Source organism: Agrobacterium sp. AGB01, from assembly GCF_014851585.1.
Taxonomy (GTDB): domain Bacteria; phylum Pseudomonadota; class Alphaproteobacteria; order Rhizobiales; family Rhizobiaceae; genus Agrobacterium.
Genome location: NZ_JACVAB010000005.1, coordinates 210,483 through 235,637, shown reverse-complemented (window position 1 = coordinate 235,637; position 25,155 = coordinate 210,483). Strand labels below are relative to the sequence as shown.

Genomic DNA, 25,155 nt, shown 5'->3' with positions numbered 1-25,155 from the left:
TAATGGCGGCGTTTCACCTGCCATTTATTCGACGCCATTCAGCAAACAGGGCCAGGTTGCTTTCATCCGTTGCCGGATAAAGACCGATAATCGTCTGGCCTGCCTTAACCCGTTCAGTGACGAAATCCTCATACGCCGTCATCTCGACGGCCTCATCAGCAATTTCATCGGCGATCTCCTCGGGTATGACGATAACGCTGTCGTCATCACCCACCATGATATCCCCTGGAAAAACGGCCACGTCACCGCAGCCAATCGGCACGTTGATATCAATAGCCTCATGCAGCGTCAGGTTTGTCGGGCTGGATGGTCGGTTGTGATAGGCTGGAATGTCGAGTTCTCCAATCGTCATTGCGTCGCGAAAGCCGCCATCTGTGACGACACCCGCGCCGCCACGTACCATCAACCTTGTAATCAGAATATCACCAGCCGAAGCCGCGCGCGGATCTTTGCGGCTATCCATGACCAGTACCGAACCTTCAGGGCAGGTCTCGATGGCATGGCGTTGTGGATGCTTTGGGTCGCGAAACACGGACATCGGATTACGATCTTCACGCGCCGGCATATAGCGAAGCGTAAATGCCGGGCCGACCATGTTGCGGCCCTTTGGTCGTACCGGCCGCACATCCTGGATAGTCTGGTTTTTCAAGCCGCGCTTGTAGAGCGCCGAGCACAGCGTTGCAACGGATACGCCCATCAGTTTCTCACGGGTATCGGGGTTCATATTATCCTCGTTCCTAATACGTGTTGCTCAATTGATGGCAGGCTCGGACACTTTTGCGCCGAACTCGGTTTTCAGAAAATCGAAATCACAACCCTTGTCTGCCTGCTCGATGTGCTTGGTGAACATAAAGCCGTAACCGCGTTCATACCGTGGCTCAGGCGCGGCCCAGGCGGCGCGGCGCGCCTCAAGCTCCGCTTCTGGGACGAGCATGTTGAGACTGCGAGCGGGAATGTCGAGTTCGACCATGTCGCCGCTTTTCAACAGCGCCAGAGGACCGCCAACAAATGCTTCAGGTGAGGCATGCAACACGCAGGCGCCAAAACTCGTGCCGGACATGCGGGCATCCGAAATGCGTACCATGTCTCTCAGTCCGAGTTTCAGCAGGGCCTTAGGCATGGGTATCATTCCCCATTCCGGCATTCCCGGGCCACCCTGCGGTCCGGCATTGCGCAGTACCAGCACAGTCTCAGGCGTCAACGGATAATCAGGATCATCGATGATCGCCTTCAGTTCGGGGTAGCTGTCGGCGACAAGTGCCGGCCCTTTGTGCCTGTGAAATTTAGGATCACAGGCGGCCGGCTTGATGACTGCACCATCCGGGCACAGATTGCCTTTTAACACGGCAAGCGAACCCTGATGATAAACAGGATTTGACAGCGGCCGGATAACATCCTCATTCCAAACTTTTACCGTATCCAGCCCTTCCACCAGAGGCTTGCCCGTCACGCAGATGGCGCTCGGGTCAAGCTTGTCACCGAGTTGTTTCATCAACGCGCGAAGGCCTCCAGCATAAAAAAAGTCTTCCATCAGATAGGTCGTGCCGGATGGGCGGATGTTGGCGATGACAGGCGTTGTGCGACCGATACGATCAAGATCATCCAGTTCCAGCGGAACGCCGGCACGCCTGGCCATTGCAATCAGATGAATGATCGCATTGGTCGAACAGCCTGTTGCCATGGCGACCGTCACTGAGTTGTTTACGGCCGCTGGCGTAATTATTTTGTCCGGAGTGAGGTCTTCCCACACCATGTCGACAATGCGCCGTCCGCACGCGGCAGACATGCGTTGGTGGTTGGCGTCAGCAGCTGGAATAGACGAGGCTCCGGGAAGCGTAAGTCCCATAGCCTCGGCAATCGCGGTCATCGTTGATGCCGTGCCCATTGTCATGCAGTGGCCATAGCTTCGGGCAATACCACCTTCAATGCCCTGCCATTCCTCTTGGGAAATTGTTCCGGCGCGCCGCTCATCCCAATATTTGAAACCGTCCGTGCCAGAACCCAGTGCCTTGCCTGCATAGTTACCACGCAACATCGGGCCTGCAGGCAGATAGATAAACGGAATGCCCATCGACACGGCGCCCATGACGAGACCTGGCGTGGTCTTGTCACAACCACCCATCAACACGGCGCCGTCGACCGGATGTGAACGCAGCAATTCCTCTGTCTCCATCGCAAGCATGTTGCGATAAAGCATTGTCGTCGGTTTCACGAAATTCTCCGACAATGAGAGCGCTGGCAACTCCATCGGAAAACCTCCGGATTGCAGTACGCCGCGCTTGACCCAGTCAACGCGCTCGCGGAAATGCATGTGACAGGGCTGCGCATCCGACCACGTGTTGATGATCGCGATGATTGGTCGACCTTCCCAATCTTGCGGCGCGTAACCCATCTGCATCGTGCGCGATCGGTGTCCGAACGACCGTTGGTCGTCCGGTATCATCCAGCGCGCTGAGCGCAACTCATTGTAGGTTTTCCGGTCTGCCATTTCATACTCCCGTGCCACAGGGCACCCAAGCTGGATCGATAATATCCGTTATTCAGTGAATGCCTCATCCCGCTTGCGACTGATGCTCGGCGACAATACGAGAGCCAGTACGACAACGGCAAAGACCAGCAATGACAGACTAAGAGGGCTGCGTACGAAGATGGTCGGATCACCCTGGCTGATCAGCATGGCTCGCCGCAGATTTTCTTCCAGCATCGGCCCGAGGATAAAACCCAGAAGCAACGGTGCCGGTTCAAAGCGCATCTTGCTGAGTGCAAGACCGATAACGCTGAAGGCAGCCATGACAAAGACATCAAACACACTGTTGTTGATGCTGTAGGCGCCGATACAGCAGAAACCGATAATCGCCGGAAACAGCAAGTGATACGGCACCGTCAACATGCGCACCCAAAGCCCGATCAGTGGCAGGTTCAGGATGACGAGCATGAGATTGCCCGACCACATTGAGACAATCATGCCCCAGAACAGCGCCGGTTCATCCGAGATCACATTCGGTCCGGGTGTGATACCCTGAATGATCATCGCACCAACCATCAGCGCCATGACAGGGTTTCCGGGAATGCCAAGGGTAAGCATCGGAATAAACGATGTCTGCGCACCGGCATTATTTGCAGATTCAGGGGCAGCAACGCCTTCGATTGCGCCTTTGCCGAATTCGGCTTTGTTGGGAGAAATCCGTTTCTCCACCGCATAGGAAGCAAAGGACGCAAGCATCGCGCCACCACCTGGAAGAACGCCCAGAAAAGACCCCAGTGCGGTGCCGCGCAGAACCGGAGCACAAATCCGCCGAAAATCATCCTTCGACAGCATCAGTCCTGTGACCCGTTTGACGCCGACCGAACGCTCCTGCTCATTTTCCAGATTGCGCAGGATTTCACAGATTCCAAAAATTCCCATGCTGACTGCCACGAAATTCAGGCCGTCATAAAGCTCCGGAACATTAAACACGTAGCGTGGCGTACCGCTTTCCACGTCAGTGCCGATGGTACCGAGGACGAGACCGAACACGATCATGGCAAAGGCCTTCAGCAGTGAGCCGCTCGCGAGTGCAACAGAGGCGACAAGCCCCAGCACCATTAGCGAAAAATATTCTGCGGGCCCAAATTTGAGCGCAACGGATGCCAGTGGCGGCGCGGCTACAGCAAGCAGGATGGTCGCAACCGAACCGGCAAAAAATGAACCAAGGGCTGCGGTTGCCAGCGCGGCACCTGCACGGCCATTTCGTGCCATCTGGTACCCGTCAATGGCGGTAACGACAGACGAACTTTCACCTGGAAGATTGATCAGAATTGCGGTTGTCGATCCGCCATATTGCGCGCCGTAAAATATGCCCGCCAACATGATAAGTGCAGATTCCGGCGGTAACCCAAAGGTAATCGGCAACAGCATTGCAATTGTGGCGGTCGGACCAAGGCCCGGCAGTACGCCGATCGCAGTCCCGAGAAGACAGCCGATAAAACCGTAAAACAAGTTCATCGGCATGAAGGCCGTTGAGGCACCGAGCCAGAGGTTAGAGAAGATGTCCATGTGTAATCCAATCCGGTTGCGCGGCTGGCTGGCAAACCTTAGAAAAAGTCACCGACGAAAGGAATCCAAGGCCCGAAGGCACTGACGGGAAGCGACAAGAGCTTCGTAAAAAGCAGAACCGAACAGGCCGCGAGAAACAAACCAAGTAAGATGGCATGACGCCAGTTGGCATAACGACTTGCCGTGGCAACCCCGACGATGAGCAGGAATATTGTGACGGCAAGACCCAGTCTGGCCAGTAGAAGTCCGAAGCCGATGGGCGCCAGAATGACCAGAAAATAGGCCATCCAATTCCACGCTTCAGGCCCATCATCTTCCACCTCAACTATCAGTGACTGCACAATGATCAGAGTTCCAAGGGCCATCAGCAGCAGGCTCAGCATGGTTGGGAAATAGCCAGGGCCCATCTGGAAAGAGTTGCCTACCTGTAGATCCCGCCCGAACCAAATGAACAGGAGACCGGTACAAATCATTGTTACGCCGCCGACGAAGTCGCGGCCGTTTTTTATCTTCAGCATGGCATGATACTCGCGTGTGTAAAATGTACCGGCCGGAACTGCGTTCAACTCCGGCCGGCAGATAACATCACTGCAGCGGCACGTTGGCAGCCTTGATAACCTCGGCCCACTTGGCCGTTTCACTGTCGATGAAGGTCTGGAATTCAGCCGACGTATTGCCGACAGGCGTTACGCCCATGGCTTTAAGTTTCTCCTGCATCGCCGGGTCTGCAATGATCGCCTGAACTTCCTTACTCAGTTTTTCAACAATCTCAGGCGGAGTACCGGCGGGCGCAAACAGACCGTGCCATGAAGTTGCTTCAAATCCCGGAATAACGCTTGCCATTGTTGGCACATCTGGCAGCAGGCTGGCTTTTTCCAGACTTGTTACGGCGAGCGCCTTGACCTTTCCGGCTTTCACCTGCTGGGCGGCGGTCGGGATATTGTCAAACATCATGTCCACGTGACCGGCCACGACATCGAGAATGGCCTGGCTGCTGCCCTTGTAGGGCACATGGGTGATTTTAAGATCGGCCTTGGTTGCCAGAAGCTCGCCAGCCAAGTGGATGGATGTACCAACCCCGGACGATGCATATGTATGCTTTCCCGGCTCGGATTTCAGAAAAGTGATCAATTCTTCAACGGAGTTGGCTTTGATCTTGTCTGGATTGACAACCAGAACGTTGGGCAAGCTCGCAATCAGCGAAATTGGCGCAAAGCCTTTTTCCTTGTCATAAGGCAAAGTTTTGTACAGCGTCTGATTGATGGCGTTAGAGCTCACCGTGCCCATGCCAATCGTGTAGCCATCCGGCTTCGAACGGGCCAGATCACCAAGACCGATATTGCCACCGGCACCGGGCTTGTTTTCAACGATAAAACGTTGCCCCAGCCTCTTGTCCAGTTGCTCGGCGACCAGACGGCCAAAGGTATCTGTATTTCCGCCAGCTGCAAATGGAACGACAACCGTGACGGTCTTGGATGGATAGTCATCAGCTTGGCTCGACTGTGAACTGGCTACAGCCAATATGGCGGTAGCGGCCGCCAACGTCATGAAACGTTTGAGGTTCATTATAATTCCTCCTCTTTTCTGGCCTCCCGCCAGCGTTACCTACCCACCCTTCGAAATCCTCCGACGAAGGAATGGAAGCGCTTTCATTATAAAATTAAAATCCTGAACTTCAACCAGCGAGCGTATTTTTTAAAGTATTTTGAATCAATGGATTAACAAGCCAACTATGAGATTTTCTATATTGCCACTTGATTATACATAAAATGAAAGCGTAAATCATTTTAATGGGGACTATTGCGATGACCGAACACGACAAGACCAAAAACAATGTTACAAATGGTCCAGTGACACTTGCCGACATCGCCAAGCTGGCAGGTGTGTCGCCAGTGACAGTTTCACGGGCTATCAACACGCCTAGCCTCGTTAAACCCCGGACGCTGGAAGCCATTGAGCGAGTGATCGCCAAGACCGGTTATGTGCCAAATCTTCTGGCCGGCGGTTTGGCGTCCAGGCGGACCCGGTTGATCGCTGCCATTGTTCCCTCGGTTGCGAGTACAATCTTTGCCGAAACCATCGAAGGTCTGAATGCGGAACTCGTCTCCGCCGACTATCAGCTGCTTCTTGGTCTCTCCGGTTATGATGCCAGCCGGGAACTGGAATTAACCCGTGCGATCCTGGCACGACGCCCCGACGGCATCATTCTGACCGGTATCACTCACCTTAAAGAGACCCGCGCCATGCTGACGGGGGCAGGCCTGCCCATTGTCGAAATCTGGGATTCCACACCCTCGCCGCTCGATACAGCGGTTGGTTTTTCTCATGCAGCGGTCGGCGTTCTGGTGGCTGAACATTTGCTGATCAAGGGGTATGACCGTTACGCACAGGTGGGCGCCAATGATCCTCGCGCTGTCCAGCGCCGTGACGGTTTTGTTGGACGCCTCAAGGGTATTGCTGATGTCGAATTGCCCGAACTCGAAATGAACTCGCCGTCCACTTTCCGTGACGGAAGAATGGCGATGGCTCAGCTTTTGGATCGTGGAGAAGGTACGCTTGGCGTGTTCTGCTCTTCAGATGTGGTCGCTCACGGCGCATTGGCGGAAGCCCACGCCCGCGGATGCAGCATGCCGGACAAACTTGGAATAGTCGGCTTTGGTGATTTCGATTTCGCTCCCCACACACACCCGCCACTAACCACTGTTCGCATTGATCGCCGAGAGATAGGCACCAAGGCTGCCCGCTCAATCCTCAGAAAGATCGAAGGCGACAAAGACGTGGAAGCCATGATCAATGTAGACTTCCACATCGTTGCCCGAGGAACGGCCTGACGCATCTTGGTTACGGACGTTTGCCAAATTCAGCCATTCCGCGCGTCCAATGCCCGGACTGTTCTGAAAGAGTAATGCCCAACCCCGGTCGGGTTGGAACGAGCATACGCCCCTGTTTAATCTCCAGCCGCTCATTAAATAGCGGGTCAAGCCAATCGAAATGCTCTACCCAAGGTTCCAGCTCGTAGGCTGCTGCCAGATGCAAGTGAATTTCCATAGCGAAGTGCGGAGCAAGCTGCAGTTTCTTGGCTTCCGCCAGCGCGCAAATTTTCAGGAACTGGGTGATACCACCGACACGGGGTGCGTCCGGCTGGATAAAATCCACGGCGTTGTTTTGGATAAGCGCGATGTGCTCGAGAACACTTGCCAGCATCTCGCCTGTTGCAATGGGCGTATCGAGCTGTGCTGCGAGGGCGGCATGGCCTTCCACGTCATAGGCATCGAGCGGCTCTTCGATCCAGGTTAGGAGATAGGGCTCCATAAGGCGGCCAAAACGCATCGCGCTTGGGCGATCCCATTGTTGGTTTGCATCAACCATCATCGCTGCCTGCCCACCAATGTGCTCATGCACTGCAGCAACGCGCTTCAGATCAGCACTCATATCGGGCTGACCAACCTTGATCTTGATGCCGCCGATACCTGACGCAATTGACATTTCAACGTTGTCAATAACCTCTTCGATCGGCGACGAAAGGAAGCCGCCTGACGTATTATAGCACTGCACGGAATCACGGTGCGCTCCCAGCAACTTCGCCAGAGGCAGTCCCGCACGTTTGGCTTTGAGATCCCATAAGGCCACATCAAAGGCCGCGATGGCTTGTACGGCAAGTCCGCTTCGGCCGACTGAGGCGCCTGCCCAGCAAAGCTTGTTCCACAACTTGCCAATATCATTGGGGTCCTCGCCGATCAGGACATGTGCGATTTCCTTGGCGTGCTCATATTGCCCAGGTCCGCCAGCTCGCTTTGAATAGCTGAAACCGATCCCGCTATAGCCTTGCTTCGTTTCGATTTCCGCAAACAGGAATGCTACTTCCGTCAGCGGCTTTTGTCTGCCTGTTAAAACCTTCGCGTCACTAAACGGTGTTTTCAACGGCAGGAAGATCGACGACAGCTTTATCCAGGCAATACTGTCCCCGGCCGACTGAAATCCTTGCTGACCTGTCTTTAAAGCATGCATATCCATCTAGCCGCCTCCCGATTTCGAGCTTCTGTAGAGCTGTCATGCTTGACTGATAACGCCCCAATCCATTTAAGTCCAAGTTGATTGTTGTTGAATATCTATACCGGATTTGAATAGATGCTTGATTTAGGACAGGTCCGTTCATTCGTTATGGTGGCCTCTGAACTGAACTTCAGCCGTGCCGCCCGACGTCTGAACATCACACAGCCCCCGCTCAGTCGGCAGATCAAGTTGCTGGAGCAAACACTGGATGTTACACTTTTTGAAAGGAATAGCAGGCGTGTCGTCCTGACACCTGCAGGCCTGACATTTCTAGTCGAGGCCCAGAAACTCCTGGAAATCGGCAATGCCGCTGTCACGGTGACCAGAAGGGCTGCTCGCGGCAGCGCCGGATCTGTCAAGGTCGCATTTGTTGGTGCCGCCACTTACAGCTTCTTGCCGGGCTTCATCAGTCAGGCCCGCGCTCTTGCTCCCCAAATTGAACTCGAACTGGTGCAGATGGAAACCGCCGAACAGCTTCAGGCTATCAATGGCGGAGAAATTGATCTTGGCTTGTCTCGTCCACTAACCGGCTCGCACCACCTTGAAAGTCTTTGTGTCGCGCGCGAAACCATGATGCTGGCCATTCCCCGCACCCATCCACTAGCGGCCAATCGCCGCTCGCCACTGGATGCCCTCAATGGCGAACCCTTCATCATGTTTTCGTCTGCAGCACGTTATCTGCACGACAAACTCGCTCGGCTAATGGCGGAAAACGGCGTCACACCGCGTATCGTGCAGAATATGACACATTCGCAGGCAATATTGTCACTGGTCAGCGCAGGTATCGGTCTGGCAATCGTACCCGCTGGCACCCAAAATGCTTGCTTCGATAATGTCGTTTTTCGTGCACTGGATCTGAAGCACGAATGTATTGCCGAGCTTCATGCCATATGGAGCCCGGGCAATCGAAACGCACTGATGTGGGACATACGCGAGATTGCCACTACGAGCGCCGAATTGCGATAACAAATAGTTGCTGCGACCTAGTGCCTCGAGTTGATGACAAGGCCACCACGCAACCTTGCACCAACTCCGCCAAGCTCTGTTTTACGGCCGAGGGCATCGGGCTGAGCAGCGCTACACCCCTTTCAAGCTTACGGTCACGATACAATCGCTAGTCAGCTCACCTAAAGGCCGTATTGGAACGTGTAGGACAGGAAGAGCGAGGCAATCCATACAATACAACTCTCTATGATTAAGCTTGGCTTTTAATCGTGCAATCGGCCAATGGCTTATCTCGCAAACGAGGGCGACGCAATTTCGAAGCCTCTCCGCGTCCAGATAAGGCATGTAACTTTGCCGTAGTGATTGGATCGTAAATATGGCTACCGTGACCAAAGTATCGCTTAAGCGGTCCCAATTCCGCTTGATCCGATCGCCTTTCCTTGGTTAAACGTCAAACACCCTCCAAAGCGATCGCAATACCCTGTCCCACGCCGATGCACATTGTTGCCAGCGCATATCTGCCCTTGGCCAGAGAAAGTTGAAGCGCGGCTGTTCCTGCAATGCGGGCGCCCGACATACCCAACGGGTGGCCAAGCGCTATCGCGCCGCCATTTGGATTAACGCGCGGGTCATCATCGGCGATGCCGAGCTCTCTTAACGTTGCCAGGCCTTGTGATGCGAAAGCTTCGTTGAGTTCAATGACATCGAAGCGGTCCTGGGTGAGGCCGAGCATCGTCATCAGCTTCTTAGAGGCCGGTACAGGGCCAATGCCCATGACGCGCGGAGGAACACCGGCTGCCGCACCGGCCAGAACACGGGCAAGTGGCGTCAGACCATATTTTTTTGCGGCTTGCTCGGAAGCGAGTATGAGAGCGGCAGCGCCGTCGTTGACCCCTGACGCATTGCCGGCTGTCACCGTTCCCCCTTCCTTCCTGAAAGGTGTGCCGAGTTTGGCAAGGGCTTCAAGCGTTGTTGCTCGGGGATGCTCATCTTGGGACACCATGATGGCCTCACCCTTTCGCTGCGGCACGAAAACCGGGGTGATTTCTCGGGCAAGTCGGCCATTTTCCTGCGCAGCCGCGGCTTTCATCTGGCTGCGAAACGCAAATGCATCCTGATCTTCGCGAGAAATCCGGTAATCTTGCGCAACATTTTCCCCCGTTTCGGGCATGGAATCGACGCCATACAGATTTTTCATCAATGGATTGATGAAACGCCAACCAATCGTCGTGTCATGGATTTCCGCATGACGGGAAAACGCCGTGTCCGCCTTGGGCATCACAAAAGGCGCACGGCTCATGCTTTCCACGCCTCCAGCGATCATTAAGTCTGCTTCGCCTGATTTAATAGCGCGGGCGGCGGTCATGACCGCATCCATACCGGAACCGCACAGGCGGTTGACTGTGGTGCCACTAACGGAGACCGGTAGCCCAGCAAGAAGTAGCGACATACGCGCGACATTCCTGTTGTCTTCCCCTGCCTGATTGGCACAGCCATAAATGATGTCTCCAATCGCATCCCAGTCGACGCCAGTATTTCGTTCGACCAGCGCCTTGAGCGGCAAAGCTCCGAGATCGTCAGCGCGTACCGAGGAAAGCGCCCCGCCAAACCGGCCAATGGGGGTTCTGACGTAGTCGCAGATGTAAGCTTCGGCCATAGGTATTGCCCTCACAAATCAGGAACGACGAGGTCGGCGACCGCCCCGTCGACATGCAGCGCTGCTCCGGTCATGGCTTGCAGATCATCAACGCTCATGCCGGCAAGTTTCTCCCTCAGCACAAAACGCCCCTGAGCGACGTCGATGACAGCGTGGCTGGTGTAGATGCGTGTGACGCAAGCAACACCGGTCAACGGGAACGTGCATTTCTCAACCAGCTTCGGCTCGCCGTTCTTGGTCACGTGCTCGGTGATGACAAAGACCTGCTTGGCGCCGTGCACAAGATCCATCGCACCGCCGACCGCTGGCACACCCTTTGAACCGACCCGCCAATTCGCAAGGTCTCCATTTTGCGCAACCTGTAAGGCACCGAGAATAGCGACATCGAGATGACCACCGCGCACCATGGCAAAACTGTCTGCATGATGGAAGAACGCGGCACCGGGCTTCAAAGTCACAGCCTTTTTCCCGGCATTGATGAGATCCCAATCCTCCTCACCGACCTTCGGCGCCTCTCCAAAATCGAGGATGCCGTTTTCCGTGTGGAATACCGCTTCCCGGCCGGGTGGTTGGTACCGCGCAACCATCTCAGGAAAACCGATACCAAGGTTGACATAGGCACCGTCAGCGATGTCCTGGGCTGCACGCCAGGCAATCTGCGCGTTGCTTAGCTTGTGTTCCTCGTGAATGGCACTTGTCATGCGTAAGCAACTCCGGCCCGAATGAGTTCCTCTTCCTGTTGTGGCTGTGAGACCTCGACAAGACGATCAACAAAAATCCCGGGGGTCACGACATGTTCGGGATCAATTTCCCCGGGTTCGACGATGCCGGAGACCTGAACAATCGTCCTGGCAGCGGCCATGCACATCAACGGATTGAAGTTGCGTGCGGCCTTGTTATAGATCAGGTTGCCATGGCGATCGCCGAGATGAGCCTTGATGATGGCGAAATCGGCCTTGAGCCAACGCTCCTGAACATAGTGCCTGCCATCAAACTCGCCGATCGGCTTTCCGTCGGCAAGCTCCGTGCCGTAGGCGGTCGGCGTGTAGAATGCCGGAATTCCAGCTCCGCCCGCACGAATACGTTCCGCGAGCGTGCCTTGCGGAACAAGCTCAAGTTCGATTTCACCAGCAAGATACCTGTCAGTAAATGCACGCGGATCAGACGATTTCGGAAACGAACAGATCATTTTGCGGACCATGCCCGCATCGATCATGGCAGCGATGCCTATCCGGCCATTTCCGGCATTATTGTTTATCACTGTCAGGCCTTTCGGCCCTTTGTCGATCAGTGCGTGAATAAGTTCAATCGGCGCACCGGATCCTCCGAACCCCCCGATCATCACCGTTGCACCGTCACCAATTTCCGAGACGGCTTGCGCAAGGTTCGGGCTCGTCTTGTCCATCCTACGACCTCCACGGATGTAACTTCGATGGCCCCGTTAAGGAGCCTTGTCTAATTTTCTACCGCTGCACATTGTCGACCTCAACCGAATTGTGCGATATGCTGTATTTGTTTACATATCGCACAAATGAGAAATGATGTGGCCATCAAGCAAAATGACATGATGGGCGGATTAGCCAAAGGCCTACGCGTTATCGAAGCATTTACCGCCGAAACACCGCGCTTGAGCATTTCGCAAACTGCGGACATCACGGGACTGGACCGAGCCACCGCCCGGCGATGTCTGTTGACCCTCGCAGAACATGGGTACTGTGCGTATGATGGCAAATTCTTCACCGTGACCCCGCGTGTGCTGCGGCTCGGAACAGGATGCCTTGCCTCCATGCCATTGCCACGCATTGTCCAGCCTTGGCTTGATCAACTGTCGGAAAAGATCGGTCAGAGTACGTCTGTTGCTATTCTGGACGATGCGGAAATCGTTTACGTGGCCCGTGCAGCGCAGAGAAGAGTGATGTCGATTGCTCTCATGCCCGGGTCACGACTTCCGGCCTACTGCACATCTTTGGGGCGCGTTATGCTGGCGGCACTGGCTGAACATCACGTTCGCGACATGCTGGCGGGCCATCCGCTCCAGGCCAGAACTTTGCGGACAGTCAATGATGTCGACGCGATAATGGCAGAGTTGGAACTGGTGAGAAAGCAAGGATATGCCGCGGTCGACCAGGAGGTAGAGCAAGGGCTGCGATCTGTCGCGGTTCCACTTAAAAATGCGCGCGGCGTTGTCATCGGGGCTCTCAATACGGGGCTCGCAGCCTCCCCTGAGCCCATGGTAGAGGTCATTGAGACCTATCTGCCGTCATTGCTGCAGGTAAGCCGCGAGCTTCAGGGCGTTCTCGCCTGAATCTGAAAACGATTGGCGGGTCTCAAATTAGCGAGAGAGAGGCTGCGACCTCACGTATGATCTGCACCAGATAGCATTGTCATGCCGACGAGCCCTGATGTGTTACTCGTGTCACTCGAGTTGATCTGCAGTGCACACAGTCGTTCGTCAAAGATATCGACAGCGCATCCTTCACCGACAGTGGATTTAGCTAGTGCTTGCGATCAAATCCCTTGTTGCATGGCGCCCAGAGATAACTTCAATCTGGATACTGTAGAAAACGGGAGTGAGGCCTACAGCATCCGTGGACTTGTACATTCCCGGTTCCCACCAGTTGGCCCTCTGCTGTAAAAGAGACCAGGCATACATATGTTCATCATGCCATTTTTCGTCGTCAGGCAGTTCTTGATAGCGGCCCTCGAGAAGGACGCTCTGCCATTCATCCGGTGTGACCAATTGCTCAATCTGGACGCAGGCGTGCGGGTTAAGTCGAAGACTGTCGATCTTTTTGCCCGGTAATGAAAAGCTGTAAAAGGCGCCGTCCCTGAAAGCATACCGTATTGGAACAACATAAGGACGCTCGTCACAGATGCAGCCGAGATGACCAATCTGGTTGACCGAAAGCATCGTCTCGCATTCCTGCCTTGTCATATCTCGCAAATTCATTTTGGAGCTCCTGTTTACCCGCAGCGATACGGTTTGCGTACGCACTGTGGTTTGCTGGCAGAGCGCTATTCTTGCGCCTTTTGCGCCGACTTTGCCACCCATCATGTTTACCGTCAGTCATGCTTCGCACGACGGTTACCTGCCAGTACAATTGTCGCACATGAGAGGTCAGCAGATGAACAAAATTAGCACCCGGATAGTGGCGGGGATGCGGTAGCACGTTGGGCAAAACGGCATCCGACTTGTGGCTAAAAACCGGAAGAGTTATGCGGACCATGTTTGAATATTGGCACTTGCCACTTGGTCTTCGGGATACGCCACGTCCATGCGCTCATGTCATCTAGGGGCATTTGATTTGAAATCACAAGGGCGGCTGTCAGCTACAGCAGGACGCGGGCAGGCCGAAGAATGCAATGGCTTAATCGGTGTCGCAATTAAACCATTGCATTTAGAGCATCACAGAGGTTGCATGTCCCAGCCTCAAAAATCGAACGTGCCCTATGGATTGCGCGGGCCTACTTTGTGACCGTCAGCATGGCATGCATGCCCGCTCCATAGTGTCCCTTGATATTGCATAACAGGACATATGATCCAGGAACTAGCTTAACTTTCAACTGCCCGTCAGCGCCAGGCTTTAACTCGGCAACTTCGCCCATGCTGTGCAGGGCCTTCTCGTCGACCCTATTCTTGGATTTGTTGATGGAGATCATCTGATCCGCTGACTTCAGCTTGACGAGCACCATTTCGTGCTCTTCTGTCATGGCGTCATTGTGAACCAGAAACGTCGTATCACCGGCCTTGATCGTCGACTGATCGAGCGTCAACGTCATCGGACCGCCACCTTCGCCTCCTTCGACAACCTTAATCGTAGTCGCTGCGAACACAGGCGCTGCGACGCAGAACGCAGCACAGGTCATAAAAATTCTCTTTAGGATGCGCATTGTATGTTCCCTTGGTTTGTCATCGGGAACCAGCTCATAGAAATCAATGCTGACATCAGCCTGAATGATCAAACTCTCGCTGATCCTCCCTTGAACCAACTTGGCAAAAGGTGACTTTAGCGCATGCGATTATTTCCGCACTGCCGTCGTTCCACCGTAAATTAGGCTTATAAATCTGTCCTTATAACTCCCCGCTTGAGAAGGACGGGCAATGAGAAAACAAACACGTCAACAGACAGCCGTGTGTATGCTTTCGGCGACCATGTTCTCGCTCACCGGGACGGCGCATGCCGACTGCCGCTCAGCCCTTAACACCCCCAACTGGAGCCAAATAGCGCGGTCAGTTTCCACTCTACAGCTTTGTGAGCAAATCCCCGTCGGCCCAAATCAAACAGCAAGGTTCGACATCGTTTCACTCGATACCTGCTCCTTTCCCAATAACGTCGTATCGGTCACAGCAAAGGCGATGCTGACCTGCCAGTCGGGAGAAGACTCTTTCGTCCAAATGCCAGCCGTTGATAGTGAAGTCACGGTTGCAGCCACGCTCGATATGGCGGCGTGTCGTATCATAAGTTCTGATCTCAAGGTCAGTGGTGAAATTGGTGCCATTCTGTCGAGCCTGGAAGATGTTCAGGCAGCTGCGCGCAATTGGGCACAATCAAATTTGTCGCGGCTTTGTGCGATGCAGCGCTGACAAAGCCTTATTCTGTCATATCTCACGTCACGGTGGTTCTTTAACGCAAATCACCTGTTGTACAGTCGAGCGTAAAGAGAAGGCCTTCGGATAGGTATTCGATTTTTGCCTCTCCACGCACTGTGGCCGATAGGGCGCGTTCTATCATTCGGGTGCCGAAGCGTCTGCGTTTGGGTGCTGCAACGCGAGGGCCGTTCGTATCGTGCCAGACAAATTGAAAGCGCTCACCTTCGACAGTCCACTTGATGGAAACACGTCCCGTCTCAGTCGATAGCGCACCGTACTTGACAGCATTCGTGGCGAGCTCATGCAAGGCCGCGCTTCTTTTTTGTTCGTCATGGAGGCTGTTTCATCCAAACTGATCAGCAAGGTAAGTAATTTCCTTTATGCTAACACAGCGGAAAAAAGTAAGGCGACCATGGTCGACCCACATCTGGTTCCGGACAGATTGGCTTGCTGCGAAGCTCAGTCCTGTTTGAGCAGCAGATTAAACTACTTGATAAATGCGTGAGGGAAGGCGAGCCATCGTGGCAGCGGCATGGCCACGGGCGCCGACAGTCGCCACCTTGTCTATGCTGAGACCGAAATCAGCGGCAAATGTGATAACAGCGACAAGAAGCTTCTAGTGCTGCGGCGAAGCTAATCTGCAACCCGAACCACGACCTTTCCCTTGGCGCGGCCGGTCTCGACATAGGCCAAGGCTTCAGGCGTCTGCTCAAAGGGGAACACCTTGTCCACCACCGGACGGATGATGCCGACGTCGATCAGCGTGGCGATTTCACGCAATTGCTGCCCGTCTGCGTGCATGAACAGGAAGGAGTAGTCGACGCCCCGGCTCCTTGCCTTTTTCAGAATACTGCGGCTCAGCAGCCGCATCACGAAACGCAGGAACAGGTTCAACCGCAGCGATTTGGCGAAGGGACCGTCCGGCGGGCCGGAAATCGAGATGAGCTTTCCACCGGGTTTGAGGACGTTGAGTGACTTTTCCAGCGTTTTGCTGTCCTGGCTGTTCAGCACCAGGTCATAACCGCTCAACACCTGCGCGAAGTCTTGCGTCTTGTAATCGATCACCACGTCGGCACCGAGGCTTTTGACCAGCGCGGCATTGGCGGCACTGGTGGTGGTCGCCACGGTTGCGCCGAGGTGTTTGGCAAGTTGGATGGCAAAGGTGCCGACACCGCCGGAACCGGCCTGGATGAATACCTTCTGGCCGGGTTTGACCTTTCCCACCTCAACCAGCGCTTGCCATGCGGTCAGGCCGACCAGCGGGATCGATGCGGCCTCTTCCATGGAGAGGCTTTGCGGCTTTGGCGCGAGGTCTGCGGCGTCAGCCGCGATCATCTCTGCAAAGGTGCCAACCCTCTGATCTCGCGGGCGGGCGTAAACCTCATCACCTACCTTGAACTCTCGCACATTGACGCCAACACGAATTACCGTTCCGGCCAGATCGTGGCCGAGAATGAAGGGCGGCCGATACGGCAGAAACAACTTGAATTCGCCGTCACGAAGCTTGGAATCCAGAAGGTTGATTGCGCTGGCGTTAATGCGAACCAACACATCATCGGCACCGATTTCAGGATCGGGCATATCCGCCAGACGCAACGGGCCGTTCTTCTTGTATTTGTCGACGACGAATGCTTTCACGGGCTTTCTCCAGTGTGAAACGACTGTCAGTTCAGGCGGCCGGAAAAGCCAGGGCTTTCAGCACGAACTTTGAATGCTATTGGACTATCCCACCGTGACCGGCATCACCTTAGATCACGAGCCCGGCATCGGGAATACGACAGGCCATCAGGCGATGTTGAACTGTTTGCGCAGGATGCGATCAAACAGCGCACGCGGAAGGAAACGCCGGGCAAAGGAGGTCTGTCGTGCAGCCTTGCCTGAAGGGTAACGCAGACCGGGCTTCCCGGCCTGTGCAGCCGCAAGGATGGTCGCTGCGACATCATCTGCCGTGTCGCCTGCCGCCATGGCAGCATTAAACGCGGACTGATATCTGGCGAATGTATCGCGGTACGCCGCAACGGGACGATCGCCCTGTGGTGAGTTGGCTTCGATGGAGGTCTTGGTGGCCCATGGCTCGATGACGGCAACGCGGATGCCGAAGCCCCGCACCTCATGATCCAGGGATTCGGAATAACCCTCGATTGCGTGTTTGCTTGCCGTGTAATAGGCGCCGAAGGGGCCGGGAATAAGCCCCACAACCGAGCCGACATTGAGGATCCGCCCACCGGCCTGCTGACGCATGATCGGAAGGACCACGTTGGTCACGCGCACAACACCCAGGAAATTGGTGTCGAACAGGGCATGAACCTGCTCGATGGAGCTTTCCTCAGCCGCGCCCGATATGGCGTAGCCGGCATTGTTGACCAACAGGTCAATGCGGCCGAGTTCTGCATGGGCCAGCGCCACAGCGGCGGCAACGGAGGCGTCCGAAGTCACGTCGCAAGCGATCATCCGTATGCCGTGGCGGATCTCGCCAGCCGCCGCCTTGCGGCTGGTGCCAATGACACGGAAACCCGCCCGGCTTAGCGCCAATGCTGCTGCCTTGCCGATGCCGCTGGATGCACCGGTGACGAATGCAGTTTTCTGTCCTTTTGGTGTCAAGGTGGTCATAGCTTTCTTCTCGATCTGGTGCGCGACAGCCTGCCGCGCAGCCCTGGGAGTTGCCGGAGGGAATAGTCATTGATTGATGATGATTGGCATTACAGGGAGCCGTACTGACGCACGGCTCCCTTTGCTTAGCTGCCGGACGTCTCGTTAAAGCGCGCATAGTCGGTATAACCCGCAGCACCGCCACCATAGAGCGTGGCCGGATTCATTTCCGCCAGCGGTGCGCCGCTTTGCAGCCGCTCTACCAAGTCCGGATTGGAAATGAACGGACGACCGAAGGCGATAAGATCCGCCTTTTTATCGGCCAGTTGCGACGTTGCCAAGTCCAGATCATAGCCGTTATTGGCGATATAGGTCTTGGAGAAGCGGCGGCGCAGTGACGCGTAATCAAATGGTGCCACGTCGCGTGGGCCGCCTGTCGCGCCTTCAACGACATGAAGATAGGCAATGCCAAGCGCATCGAGCTGATCGACGATATAGCCGTACTGTGCCTGCGGATCGCTGCTGGAAATGCCGTTGGCGGGCGAGACCGGCGAAATCCGGATGCCGGTGCGTTCTGCGCCAATCTCCTGCGCCACCGCTGCGGTGACTTCCAGCATCAGACGCGCTCGGTTTTCCACCGAGCCGCCATAGGCATCGGTTCGGACATTGGCACCGTCCTTGGCAAACTGTTCCAGCAGATAGCCATTGGCGCCGTGAACCTCGACGCCATCGAAACCGGCCTCAATGGCATTGGCGGCGGCCTTGCGGAAGTCGTTGACGATGCCGGCCAGTTCATCGATTTCCAGCGCGCGAGGCTCTGAAACATCAACAAAGGCATTATTGACGAAGGTCTTGGTTTCCGCGCGAATTGCCGAGGGGGCAACGGGCTGGCCGCCATTGGGCTGCAGGTCGACATGGCTGATGCGACCGACATGCCAAAGCTGCAGGACGATGCGTCCGCCCTTTCCGTGCACGGCGTCGGTTACTTTGCGCCAGCCATCGATCTGCGCCTGGTTATAGATGCCGGGTGTGTCCTGGTAACCTTGCCCTTGCTGAGAAATCTGGGTGGCTTCAGAAATGATCAGACCAGCCGACGCACGCTGTGCGTAATATTCCGTGGCCAGTTCGCCGGGCACGAAGCCCGCGCCGGCCCGGTTGCGGGTAAGCGGCGCCATGACGATGCGGTTTGCAAGAGTGATGGCGCCAAGGGTGTAGGGTTTGAAGAGCAGGTTGTTGGTCATGATGTGTACCTGTGGTGTTTGTTCTGCTATTGCGTTGGCTTGCTGCGGGGGATACTCAGGCTGGCGTCCGATACCGCTGGGCTGGAGCAGCGTTACCATAGTTGCCAAGCATGGCTTTGCGTGCGCCATCAAAAGCATCCCACTGTCCGTCGTCGTGAAGCGGCGGTATCGTCACCGGTTCGCGACGATCAAAGCCGACCAGGGCAGCATCCACCAGATCGCCCACTTCCATGACATTGTTCATGGCGTTTACATCTGCGCCGACATGATCCCAGATTTCGGTGCGGGTCGTTGCAGGAAGCACGGCCTGAATGTAGACGCCCTTGGGGCCAAGTTCGTGCGCAAGCCCCTGCGACAGGAACAGGACAAAAGCCTTGGTCGCGCCGTAAACCGTCATACCGAATTCCGGCGCGAGGCCAACGACCGACCCGATATTGACGATTGCACCCTCACCCGCTGCGGCAAGGCGCGGCGCAATGGCGCCGGCAAGCCGGACAAGCGCGGTGGCGTTGAGTGCAACGAGCTTGGTCATGTCGTCTATGCTCTGGTCGACAAAACTTCCGCCGATTGCCGTTCCGGCATTGTTGACGAGAATGCCGATGCGCGCATCGTCCCGCAGCCGGGTCTCGACCTTAACAAGGTCCGCCGTATTCGTGAGATCGGCCGGGAGGATATCGATCGTCACGCCGGTTTGCTGGCGAAGACGGCTGGCAAGCGCCTCCAAGCGGGCCACGTCTCGGGCCACCAGCACAAGATCATGGCCGCGGCGCGCAAAGCGTTCGGCATAGGTTGCGCCAATGCCAGTAGAGGCGCCCGTTATCAGGACTGCAGGAATTTGGCTCATCGGATTGCTCTTTTCTGTCGTTGATCCTATATTCATGACGATCATCATGAATGCATTTAAATATGATGGTCATCATGTAAAAGTCAACTGTGACTACGGAGAAATTTGAAATGAAGGTCAGCCGAGAACAAATGGCCGAGAACAGACGCCGCATTCTGGACGTCGCCAGCCTGTTGTTTAAAGACAAGGGGTTTGAGGCGGTCAGTGTTGCAGAGGTTATGAAGGCGGCTGGCCTGACCCATGGCGGGTTCTATGGGCATTTCAGCTCAAAGGATGATCTGGTGGCGCAGACGCTGGCGCACGCGCTTGCGGCAGACAGTTTCTCAGGCGCAACCTTCAGCGATTTCGTTGCCTCCTATCTGGCGCCTCGACACCGTAACAACCCCGGCAATGGATGCCCGACCGCCGGTCTGGCCGCCGCCATTCGCCACCAGACGCCCGCAGCGACAGCCGCGATGACAGAAGGTCTGCGCGCACAACTCGCCCGCATCGAAAAGGCGCTTCCGGGCGAGGATACCGCCGACAAACGCCGTGCCGCGATTGGAAGCTGGGCCGCCATGGTGGGAGCGGTGATCCTTGCCAGAGCGGTCGATGACCCTGAATTGTCAAACGAGGTTCTTGATCAGACCCGCGCCTGGATCGACACGCGTGTCGGAGAGGTCGCGCATGACTAGAACATGCGCATTCAAGCAACCGAACGCAGAACGGCAAAGACTGGCGTGGTACGATGTGCTCACAACCCTTCTCGATCCTGAAAATTTGGTTGATGGCACCGCGGCTACGATAGGGGCGACGACGGCAAAACAGTCGTGACCTCACTCTGACGCGCGGCGTGAACACCTGCACACAGGGGCAAGCAAATTTGTCTGGGCAAGCGATCTCGTCAATGACATTGCCCCTCAAGAGCAGCGTTAATGAAAATTACAGTTTTTTGCTAAATGTTTGAGGCGGTTGTAGACTGACGGCTTGACCCCACTCACAGCACATTTTGACACGAGTGCCAGGCACAGACTTGACCCGATCGCATCCGACATTTCACACTGAACGTCTTCAGCATCTTCATTACGCATGCCGCTGCGCGTTGCCTCTAGCCGCCCTGGTAAGCGGCGCATGGATACCGTTTTTTGTTCTAATCCAGAACTGGCACCTGGTCGCCATCGAGAGCACGCTGTTTGCGTTCTTGACCTTGAGTTGGCAGATTGGCCGTCACTGGAACATGTCTCTTGGTATGTTGCTGGCCCAGATGGCCTGCTTACTGTTTATATTTTACTTCTCGATCTATTTTGATGTCCCGAGTGAAGAGGTTCCGCGTGTCTCTCATTTGTATCTACTCATCATTGCGTTAGCTGGTTACGGAAACTTCCAGAGAGACCGCAGTCAGTTGCAGCTTGCGATAATTTTCTTGTCGCTCGCCGGTTTTGCTGTCTTTTCCAGTACGTCGTTAAGGTTCGACTTCGCCCTTCCCCTACCCGATTCAGTGCGTTCGATAACGGCATGGATACATGTGAGTTTCCTTGCTGCGCTGTTGTGCGTTGGTGTTATTCTCCTTCAGGAAGGCATGACCGTTGATAGCAAGTTACGCAGGGAACTGCGGTCCGCGATTCCAAGGCAGCAGTTCGAGCTTTTTTTCCAGCCTCAAGTCAATCGTGATGGTCGATTAATAGGAGCGGAAGCGCTCATTCGCTGGAAGCATCCGAAACGTGGTTACATCCAGCCCGGCCACTTCATCCCTACGGCAGAGCGCGCCGGATTAATGGCCGATCTGGGTAACTGGGTTATAGAGAACGCGGTTAAAACGCTAGCGGATTGGACAACTCACCAAAGCACACGTGATCTCGTCATGGCTGTCAACATTAGCGCAGACCATTTCTTGAAACACGACTTCGTCAGCAGACTGATAGATACCCTCAACGCGCACCAAGTCTCGCCATCCAGATTGAAGCTCGAACTGACCGAGAGTGTGTTTGTGACCGAGGTAGACGAACTGATTGGCAAGATGAAAGTCCTGCAGCATCATGGTATTTCGATTGCGCTCGATGATTTCGGCACCGGTTATTCATCGCTGAGCTATCTTCGCCGCCTGCCGCTTCAACAGCTAAAAATCGATCGAAGTTTCGTTCGGGCCATAGCAGAGGGCAGCCGGGGCGCATCGCTGGTGACACGCATTTCGCAGATGGGACAGGACTTGGGCCTTGAAATGTTGGCGGAGGGGATCGAGAATGATGAGCAATTTCAATTTATGCTGTCTTGCGGCTGCCAATCTTTCCAAGGCTATTATTTCGGACGTCCGGTCGCCCTCGAAACATTTGAAGAGCGGATACGAGGTCTGATAAATCAAGCAGATCACTGAAACACGACTTCAAAACACCCTCCCGACGCTCCCAACGCGCCGTCACTTAGGGGAAATTTTCCATCGTTGCCGTCATCCGGTTTCCTTGGCATCGAGCGCTTTACGTCGCCTGCCAAGTTCAGTGGGACACAATCAAAAACCGAAACCGAGAGGGATGATTGGCTGCAACATCGAGGCCTTGGTATTCAATGCGGCATCATTGCCTAATGGCGTGTCCAGCGAATAAGGCTCACGTCATAACCTAATGACTTGGCTTTTCTCACCAGCATCTCCCGCGTGCGTCGTGAAGGGTTGGCGGTGCGGGTCAAAATCCAGAGGTACCGCCCTGACGGTTCGCCCACTATCGACCAAGTGTAATCAGGGGCGCGGTCAAGTACCCAGTAATTGCCAAAGAAAGGCCCGAAAAACGAAACTTTCAGCTTGGCATTGCCGCTGGAAGGCACGATTTTTGCCCGACCTTCCACGGATTTGACGCTGCCATTGATCCCGCCCTGACGGCAGGTATTGATCACCTTGATCATACCATCATCACGCAACGAGTAATCAGCAGTGACGCCTTCGCAGTCAGTTTCAAACCGATTTTCATAACGAGCCAGTTCGAACCAACGGCCAAGATAGCGGTTGAGTTCTACCGCTTTGACAGGCTGGGGAACTGACGTATTGCCAATCGGCCCGGATGGACTGCAAGCTGCGAGCAAGCCGACGATAAGAAGTAATGAAAGTGATTTCGTTTTCATGAACCGTTAAATGAAACATCCCGCCTAAAGTTCCAGCTGGACCTTTCCCAACGCGATGGTTTGCAAATTAAGTGTGCGCGCAGGTCACTATGCGCAGATGGCGTGTAGGCAAGGCTTCGATATGTCTGAACTATTGCTGGGGAAGTCAGCCGATCACCAGTTGAGATTTGTCAAGCGGCTGTGGTCGTCCCGGGCCTTGCCCTGATGAGCTTGCGAATGGGGGATTTAAGTTCAACTGCCATGACGTCGGAAAGCGCACCTTGGACCGCTTCTGCGATAGTCGAGGAAATGAAATCGGCACTTATCTCGCCGGGGTCAATGGCAACGATTTCTCCTGCTTCGAGCAGCGGTATGACGATTCCCACCCGCAGGGACGGCTTTTGACGCTTCAGTCTTCTTATGATCTGACGGGCGTGTGGCTTTGATTTCGGGTTCAGGAAAACGATAATCGCTGTGTCTGCTTCACCAACATTCGGCAATTTAACGCGGTTTACCGCAGGCATTGCCAAGTCATCAGTGAGAACGGTTGCCCCCTGGACCGCGAGCACCTGCGAAATCATCGCCGCAGCTGCCATATCTATCGGGCCTCGCCCACCGACGCATAGAAGCGTTTTACCCGCCCCGTCGGGCAGAGAATTTTCCGGGACTTCGGCATCCTGCGAACCGTCACTCTCCTCCTCCAAGGCAATGTCAGCCAGGTTGCCAACCAGTGTCATTGTCGTTGCCGCGAAAAGAGCCAGTTGCTCGTCCGTCATTACCCCGCGTTGGCGATCAGCCTCGCCAAGAGACAAGGCAGGTAACCCCACCTTGTCATAGTAGTCGATGAGATACTCCTCTTCGAGAAATTCCTCAGCGTTGTCAGTTGCCTCGCTAGGATCTCCTGCAAGCAATCGCTGGTAGAGCTTCTCTTGAGGTTCGAGCACCGGATTATTGCCCAACAGTACATCGAGGAAGCTGAATTCCGGCACATATCGTCCCAGCACGACCAGGCACACTGTCAGTGGCGTAGACAACATGAGCCCTAAAGGTCCCCATAGCCAAGACCAAAAAATGGCAGATACGATAATAGCCAGAGGTGAAAGGCCTGTATGGCTCCCGTACAACCAGGGCTCAACCACGTTGTTGCTGATCAGTTCAGTGACAATGAACAAACCAGCAACCCATGCCAGCAATGACCATCCAGGTGCGATTGCAAGTGCGAGGAAGAGCGGGAGTATCATGCCTATGACAGGTCCAATATAAGGCACAAAACGAAGCACCAGTGTAAGGAGCCCCCACAAAATCGCATTCGGGATCCCCAGCCACCACAGCCCAAGTGCAATAGGGATCGCGTAAAGGGAGTTCACGACCAGTTGCATCAGCAAGTATTTTCCCACGCGGCTGCCGGCATCCTTGAGCGCCGCAGTTGTCTTGTGCAGGTCGCCCAGCCCCACTAACCGTATAAATCGGTCGCGCAGATCTTCACGTTCAAGCAACATGAAAACCACAAGGACTATGACCAACCCGGCAGTCGCGAATGGGCTTATCAGGGGAATGATGAAATTTCCCAGTGTCTGGACCGGATTAGACCTCGTGACGATTTCGACGGGCATGGGTTCCTGACGGGAAGGCCCAACTGCCTGACTTTCACTTGCCCTGTCCTGCAGCTCGGCCCCCACTCGCTCAACGACCTTGCTTAAGTGTTCTAGGACCCCGTTTCCCGAACCAGCCTGGCTAAGTGCCTGTATCTTGAGAACGATATTTCGCTGATATGTCGGAATATTTTCAGCAAGATTTGCCACTTGGCCCGCGACGACGAAGCTAAACATGGCAATCGCCAAGAAAGCGACTACCACAGCGGAAATCACCGCTGCGACCTTTGGAACGTGTCGACGCTTCAGGAATGTAACAATTGGAGAAAGAGTGAATGTCAGAAGTAAAGCGAGCGCAAGCGGTACAAATATTTCCTGCCCTATATGAAGAATAACGGCGACCGAGACCAAAATCAGCAACGTTCTGCCTGTAATAGCAGAGGTTATATGCCCGCCGGTCTGAGGCCCTGTGCTTGCGGCGACGAGGATCTTATTTTGTTCTACAGCCAAGGGACCACCTCTAATGTTAGCCGCCAATGAA

At 55.0% G+C, this 25,155-nt stretch carries 23 protein-coding genes; 6 read left to right on the top strand and 17 right to left on the bottom strand.

From position 1 onward, the window contains the following. Positions 1 to 13: 13 nt before the first annotated feature. The 5 genes from IB237_RS18330 to IB237_RS18310 all read right to left on the bottom strand — a co-directional run bounded on the left by IB237_RS18330 (position 14) and on the right by IB237_RS18310 (position 5,602). Positions 14 to 724 (bottom strand): ribonuclease activity regulator RraA, encoded by a 711-nt coding sequence (locus IB237_RS18330; RefSeq protein ID WP_192490133.1) that lies wholly within the window; start codon positions 722 to 724, stop codon positions 14 to 16. Positions 725 to 751: 27 nt separating this feature from the next. Beyond that, the gene (gene araD, locus IB237_RS18325) at positions 752 to 2,488 is read right to left on the bottom strand and encodes an L-arabinonate dehydratase (RefSeq protein ID WP_192490132.1); all 1,737 of its coding nucleotides are present in this window, start codon (positions 2,486 to 2,488) and stop codon (positions 752 to 754) included. Between the two features lie 48 nt (positions 2,489 to 2,536). After that, positions 2,537 to 4,036 (bottom strand): tripartite tricarboxylate transporter permease, encoded by a 1,500-nt coding sequence (locus tag IB237_RS18320; RefSeq protein ID WP_192490131.1) that lies wholly within the window; start codon positions 4,034 to 4,036, stop codon positions 2,537 to 2,539. Between the two features lie 38 nt (positions 4,037 to 4,074). Then, positions 4,075 to 4,554, bottom strand: a complete 480-nt coding sequence (locus tag IB237_RS18315) for a tripartite tricarboxylate transporter TctB family protein (protein WP_192490130.1) — start codon at positions 4,552 to 4,554, stop codon at positions 4,075 to 4,077. A gap of 67 nt (positions 4,555 to 4,621) precedes the next feature. Beyond that, positions 4,622 to 5,602, bottom strand: a complete 981-nt coding sequence (locus IB237_RS18310; protein WP_192490129.1) for a tripartite tricarboxylate transporter substrate binding protein — start codon at positions 5,600 to 5,602, stop codon at positions 4,622 to 4,624. 239 nt (positions 5,603 to 5,841) lie between these two features. On the opposite strand from IB237_RS18310, the gene IB237_RS18305 reads away from it, so the two are divergent. Further along, positions 5,842 to 6,867 carry a LacI family DNA-binding transcriptional regulator gene (locus tag IB237_RS18305; protein WP_192490128.1) on the top strand — a complete coding sequence of 342 codons (1,026 nt, stop codon included), beginning with the start codon at positions 5,842 to 5,844 and terminating at the stop codon, positions 6,865 to 6,867. A gap of 10 nt (positions 6,868 to 6,877) precedes the next feature. On the opposite strand, the gene IB237_RS18300 is transcribed toward IB237_RS18305, so the two are convergent. Continuing rightward, positions 6,878 to 8,050: a mandelate racemase/muconate lactonizing enzyme family protein gene (locus IB237_RS18300; protein ID WP_192490127.1), complete on the bottom strand. Its 1,173-nt coding sequence runs from the start codon at positions 8,048 to 8,050 to the stop codon at positions 6,878 to 6,880. A gap of 114 nt (positions 8,051 to 8,164) precedes the next feature. Here IB237_RS18300 and IB237_RS18295 point away from each other — a divergent pair, with 114 nt between their 5' ends. Then, the gene (locus IB237_RS18295; RefSeq protein WP_192490126.1) at positions 8,165 to 9,055 is read left to right on the top strand and encodes a LysR family transcriptional regulator; all 891 of its coding nucleotides are present in this window, start codon (positions 8,165 to 8,167) and stop codon (positions 9,053 to 9,055) included. A 430-nt stretch (positions 9,056 to 9,485) separates the two neighbouring features. Here the strand turns inward: IB237_RS18295 and pcaF are convergent, their stop codons facing one another. From pcaF to IB237_RS18280, 3 genes are read right to left on the bottom strand one after another with little or no spacing between them, the layout of a single operon-like run. Continuing rightward, positions 9,486 to 10,691: a 3-oxoadipyl-CoA thiolase gene (pcaF, locus tag IB237_RS18290; RefSeq protein ID WP_192490125.1), complete on the bottom strand. Its 1,206-nt coding sequence runs from the start codon at positions 10,689 to 10,691 to the stop codon at positions 9,486 to 9,488. Positions 10,692 to 10,702: 11 nt separating this feature from the next. Further along, positions 10,703 to 11,392 carry a CoA transferase subunit B gene (locus IB237_RS18285; RefSeq protein ID WP_192490124.1) on the bottom strand — a complete coding sequence of 230 codons (690 nt, stop codon included), beginning with the start codon at positions 11,390 to 11,392 and terminating at the stop codon, positions 10,703 to 10,705. After that, complete coding sequence (locus IB237_RS18280; protein ID WP_192490123.1) at positions 11,389 to 12,096, bottom strand: 3-oxoacid CoA-transferase subunit A; 708 nt, start codon at positions 12,094 to 12,096, stop codon at positions 11,389 to 11,391. The genes IB237_RS18285 and IB237_RS18280 overlap by 4 nt, the downstream gene beginning before the upstream one ends. Positions 12,097 to 12,234: 138 nt before the next feature. Between IB237_RS18280 and IB237_RS18275 the strand changes: the two genes are divergently transcribed. After that, complete coding sequence (locus tag IB237_RS18275) at positions 12,235 to 12,996, top strand: IclR family transcriptional regulator C-terminal domain-containing protein (RefSeq protein ID WP_192490122.1); 762 nt, start codon at positions 12,235 to 12,237, stop codon at positions 12,994 to 12,996. A 186-nt stretch (positions 12,997 to 13,182) separates the two neighbouring features. On the opposite strand, the gene IB237_RS18270 is transcribed toward IB237_RS18275, so the two are convergent. Together IB237_RS18270 and IB237_RS18265 are read right to left on the bottom strand one after the other, a co-directional pair. Beyond that, a complete protein-coding gene (locus IB237_RS18270; RefSeq protein ID WP_246788072.1) occupies positions 13,183 to 13,641 on the bottom strand; it encodes a pyridoxamine 5'-phosphate oxidase family protein in 459 nt (152 codons plus the stop codon). Between the two features lie 515 nt (positions 13,642 to 14,156). Next, positions 14,157 to 14,582, bottom strand: a complete 426-nt coding sequence (locus tag IB237_RS18265; RefSeq protein WP_192490319.1) for a plastocyanin/azurin family copper-binding protein — start codon at positions 14,580 to 14,582, stop codon at positions 14,157 to 14,159. A 211-nt stretch (positions 14,583 to 14,793) separates the two neighbouring features. Between IB237_RS18265 and IB237_RS18260 the strand changes: the two genes are divergently transcribed. Next, positions 14,794 to 15,276, top strand: a complete 483-nt coding sequence (locus IB237_RS18260) for a hypothetical protein (RefSeq protein ID WP_192490121.1) — start codon at positions 14,794 to 14,796, stop codon at positions 15,274 to 15,276. Between the two features lie 639 nt (positions 15,277 to 15,915). On the opposite strand, the gene IB237_RS18255 is transcribed toward IB237_RS18260, so the two are convergent. The 4 genes from IB237_RS18255 to IB237_RS18240 form a co-directional block, all read right to left on the bottom strand. Then, a complete protein-coding gene (locus IB237_RS18255) occupies positions 15,916 to 16,920 on the bottom strand; it encodes an NADP-dependent oxidoreductase (protein ID WP_192490120.1) in 1,005 nt (334 codons plus the stop codon). Between the two features lie 147 nt (positions 16,921 to 17,067). Beyond that, on the bottom strand, positions 17,068 to 17,892 hold the full coding sequence (locus tag IB237_RS18250) for an oxidoreductase (protein ID WP_192490119.1): 825 nt from the start codon (positions 17,890 to 17,892) through the stop codon (positions 17,068 to 17,070). A 125-nt stretch (positions 17,893 to 18,017) separates the two neighbouring features. After that, the gene (locus IB237_RS18245; protein WP_192490118.1) at positions 18,018 to 19,112 is read right to left on the bottom strand and encodes an alkene reductase; all 1,095 of its coding nucleotides are present in this window, start codon (positions 19,110 to 19,112) and stop codon (positions 18,018 to 18,020) included. Positions 19,113 to 19,167: 55 nt separating this feature from the next. Beyond that, complete coding sequence (locus IB237_RS18240; RefSeq protein WP_192490117.1) at positions 19,168 to 19,956, bottom strand: SDR family oxidoreductase; 789 nt, start codon at positions 19,954 to 19,956, stop codon at positions 19,168 to 19,170. Positions 19,957 to 20,066: 110 nt separating this feature from the next. On the opposite strand from IB237_RS18240, the gene IB237_RS18235 reads away from it, so the two are divergent. Both IB237_RS18235 and IB237_RS18230 read left to right on the top strand, forming a co-directional pair. Next, positions 20,067 to 20,630, top strand: coding sequence for a TetR/AcrR family transcriptional regulator (locus IB237_RS18235; RefSeq protein WP_192490116.1), 564 nt, complete (start codon positions 20,067 to 20,069; stop codon positions 20,628 to 20,630). Between the two features lie 338 nt (positions 20,631 to 20,968). Then, positions 20,969 to 22,306 (top strand): bifunctional diguanylate cyclase/phosphodiesterase, encoded by a 1,338-nt coding sequence (locus tag IB237_RS18230; RefSeq protein WP_192490115.1) that lies wholly within the window; start codon positions 20,969 to 20,971, stop codon positions 22,304 to 22,306. A gap of 203 nt (positions 22,307 to 22,509) precedes the next feature. Here the strand turns inward: IB237_RS18230 and IB237_RS18225 are convergent, their stop codons facing one another. After that, positions 22,510 to 23,043: a lipocalin family protein gene (locus IB237_RS18225; protein ID WP_192490114.1), complete on the bottom strand. Its 534-nt coding sequence runs from the start codon at positions 23,041 to 23,043 to the stop codon at positions 22,510 to 22,512. Positions 23,044 to 23,213: 170 nt separating this feature from the next. Further along, positions 23,214 to 25,103, bottom strand: a complete 1,890-nt coding sequence (locus tag IB237_RS18220) for an AI-2E family transporter (protein WP_371815362.1) — start codon at positions 25,101 to 25,103, stop codon at positions 23,214 to 23,216. Positions 25,104 to 25,155 lie beyond the last annotated feature (52 nt).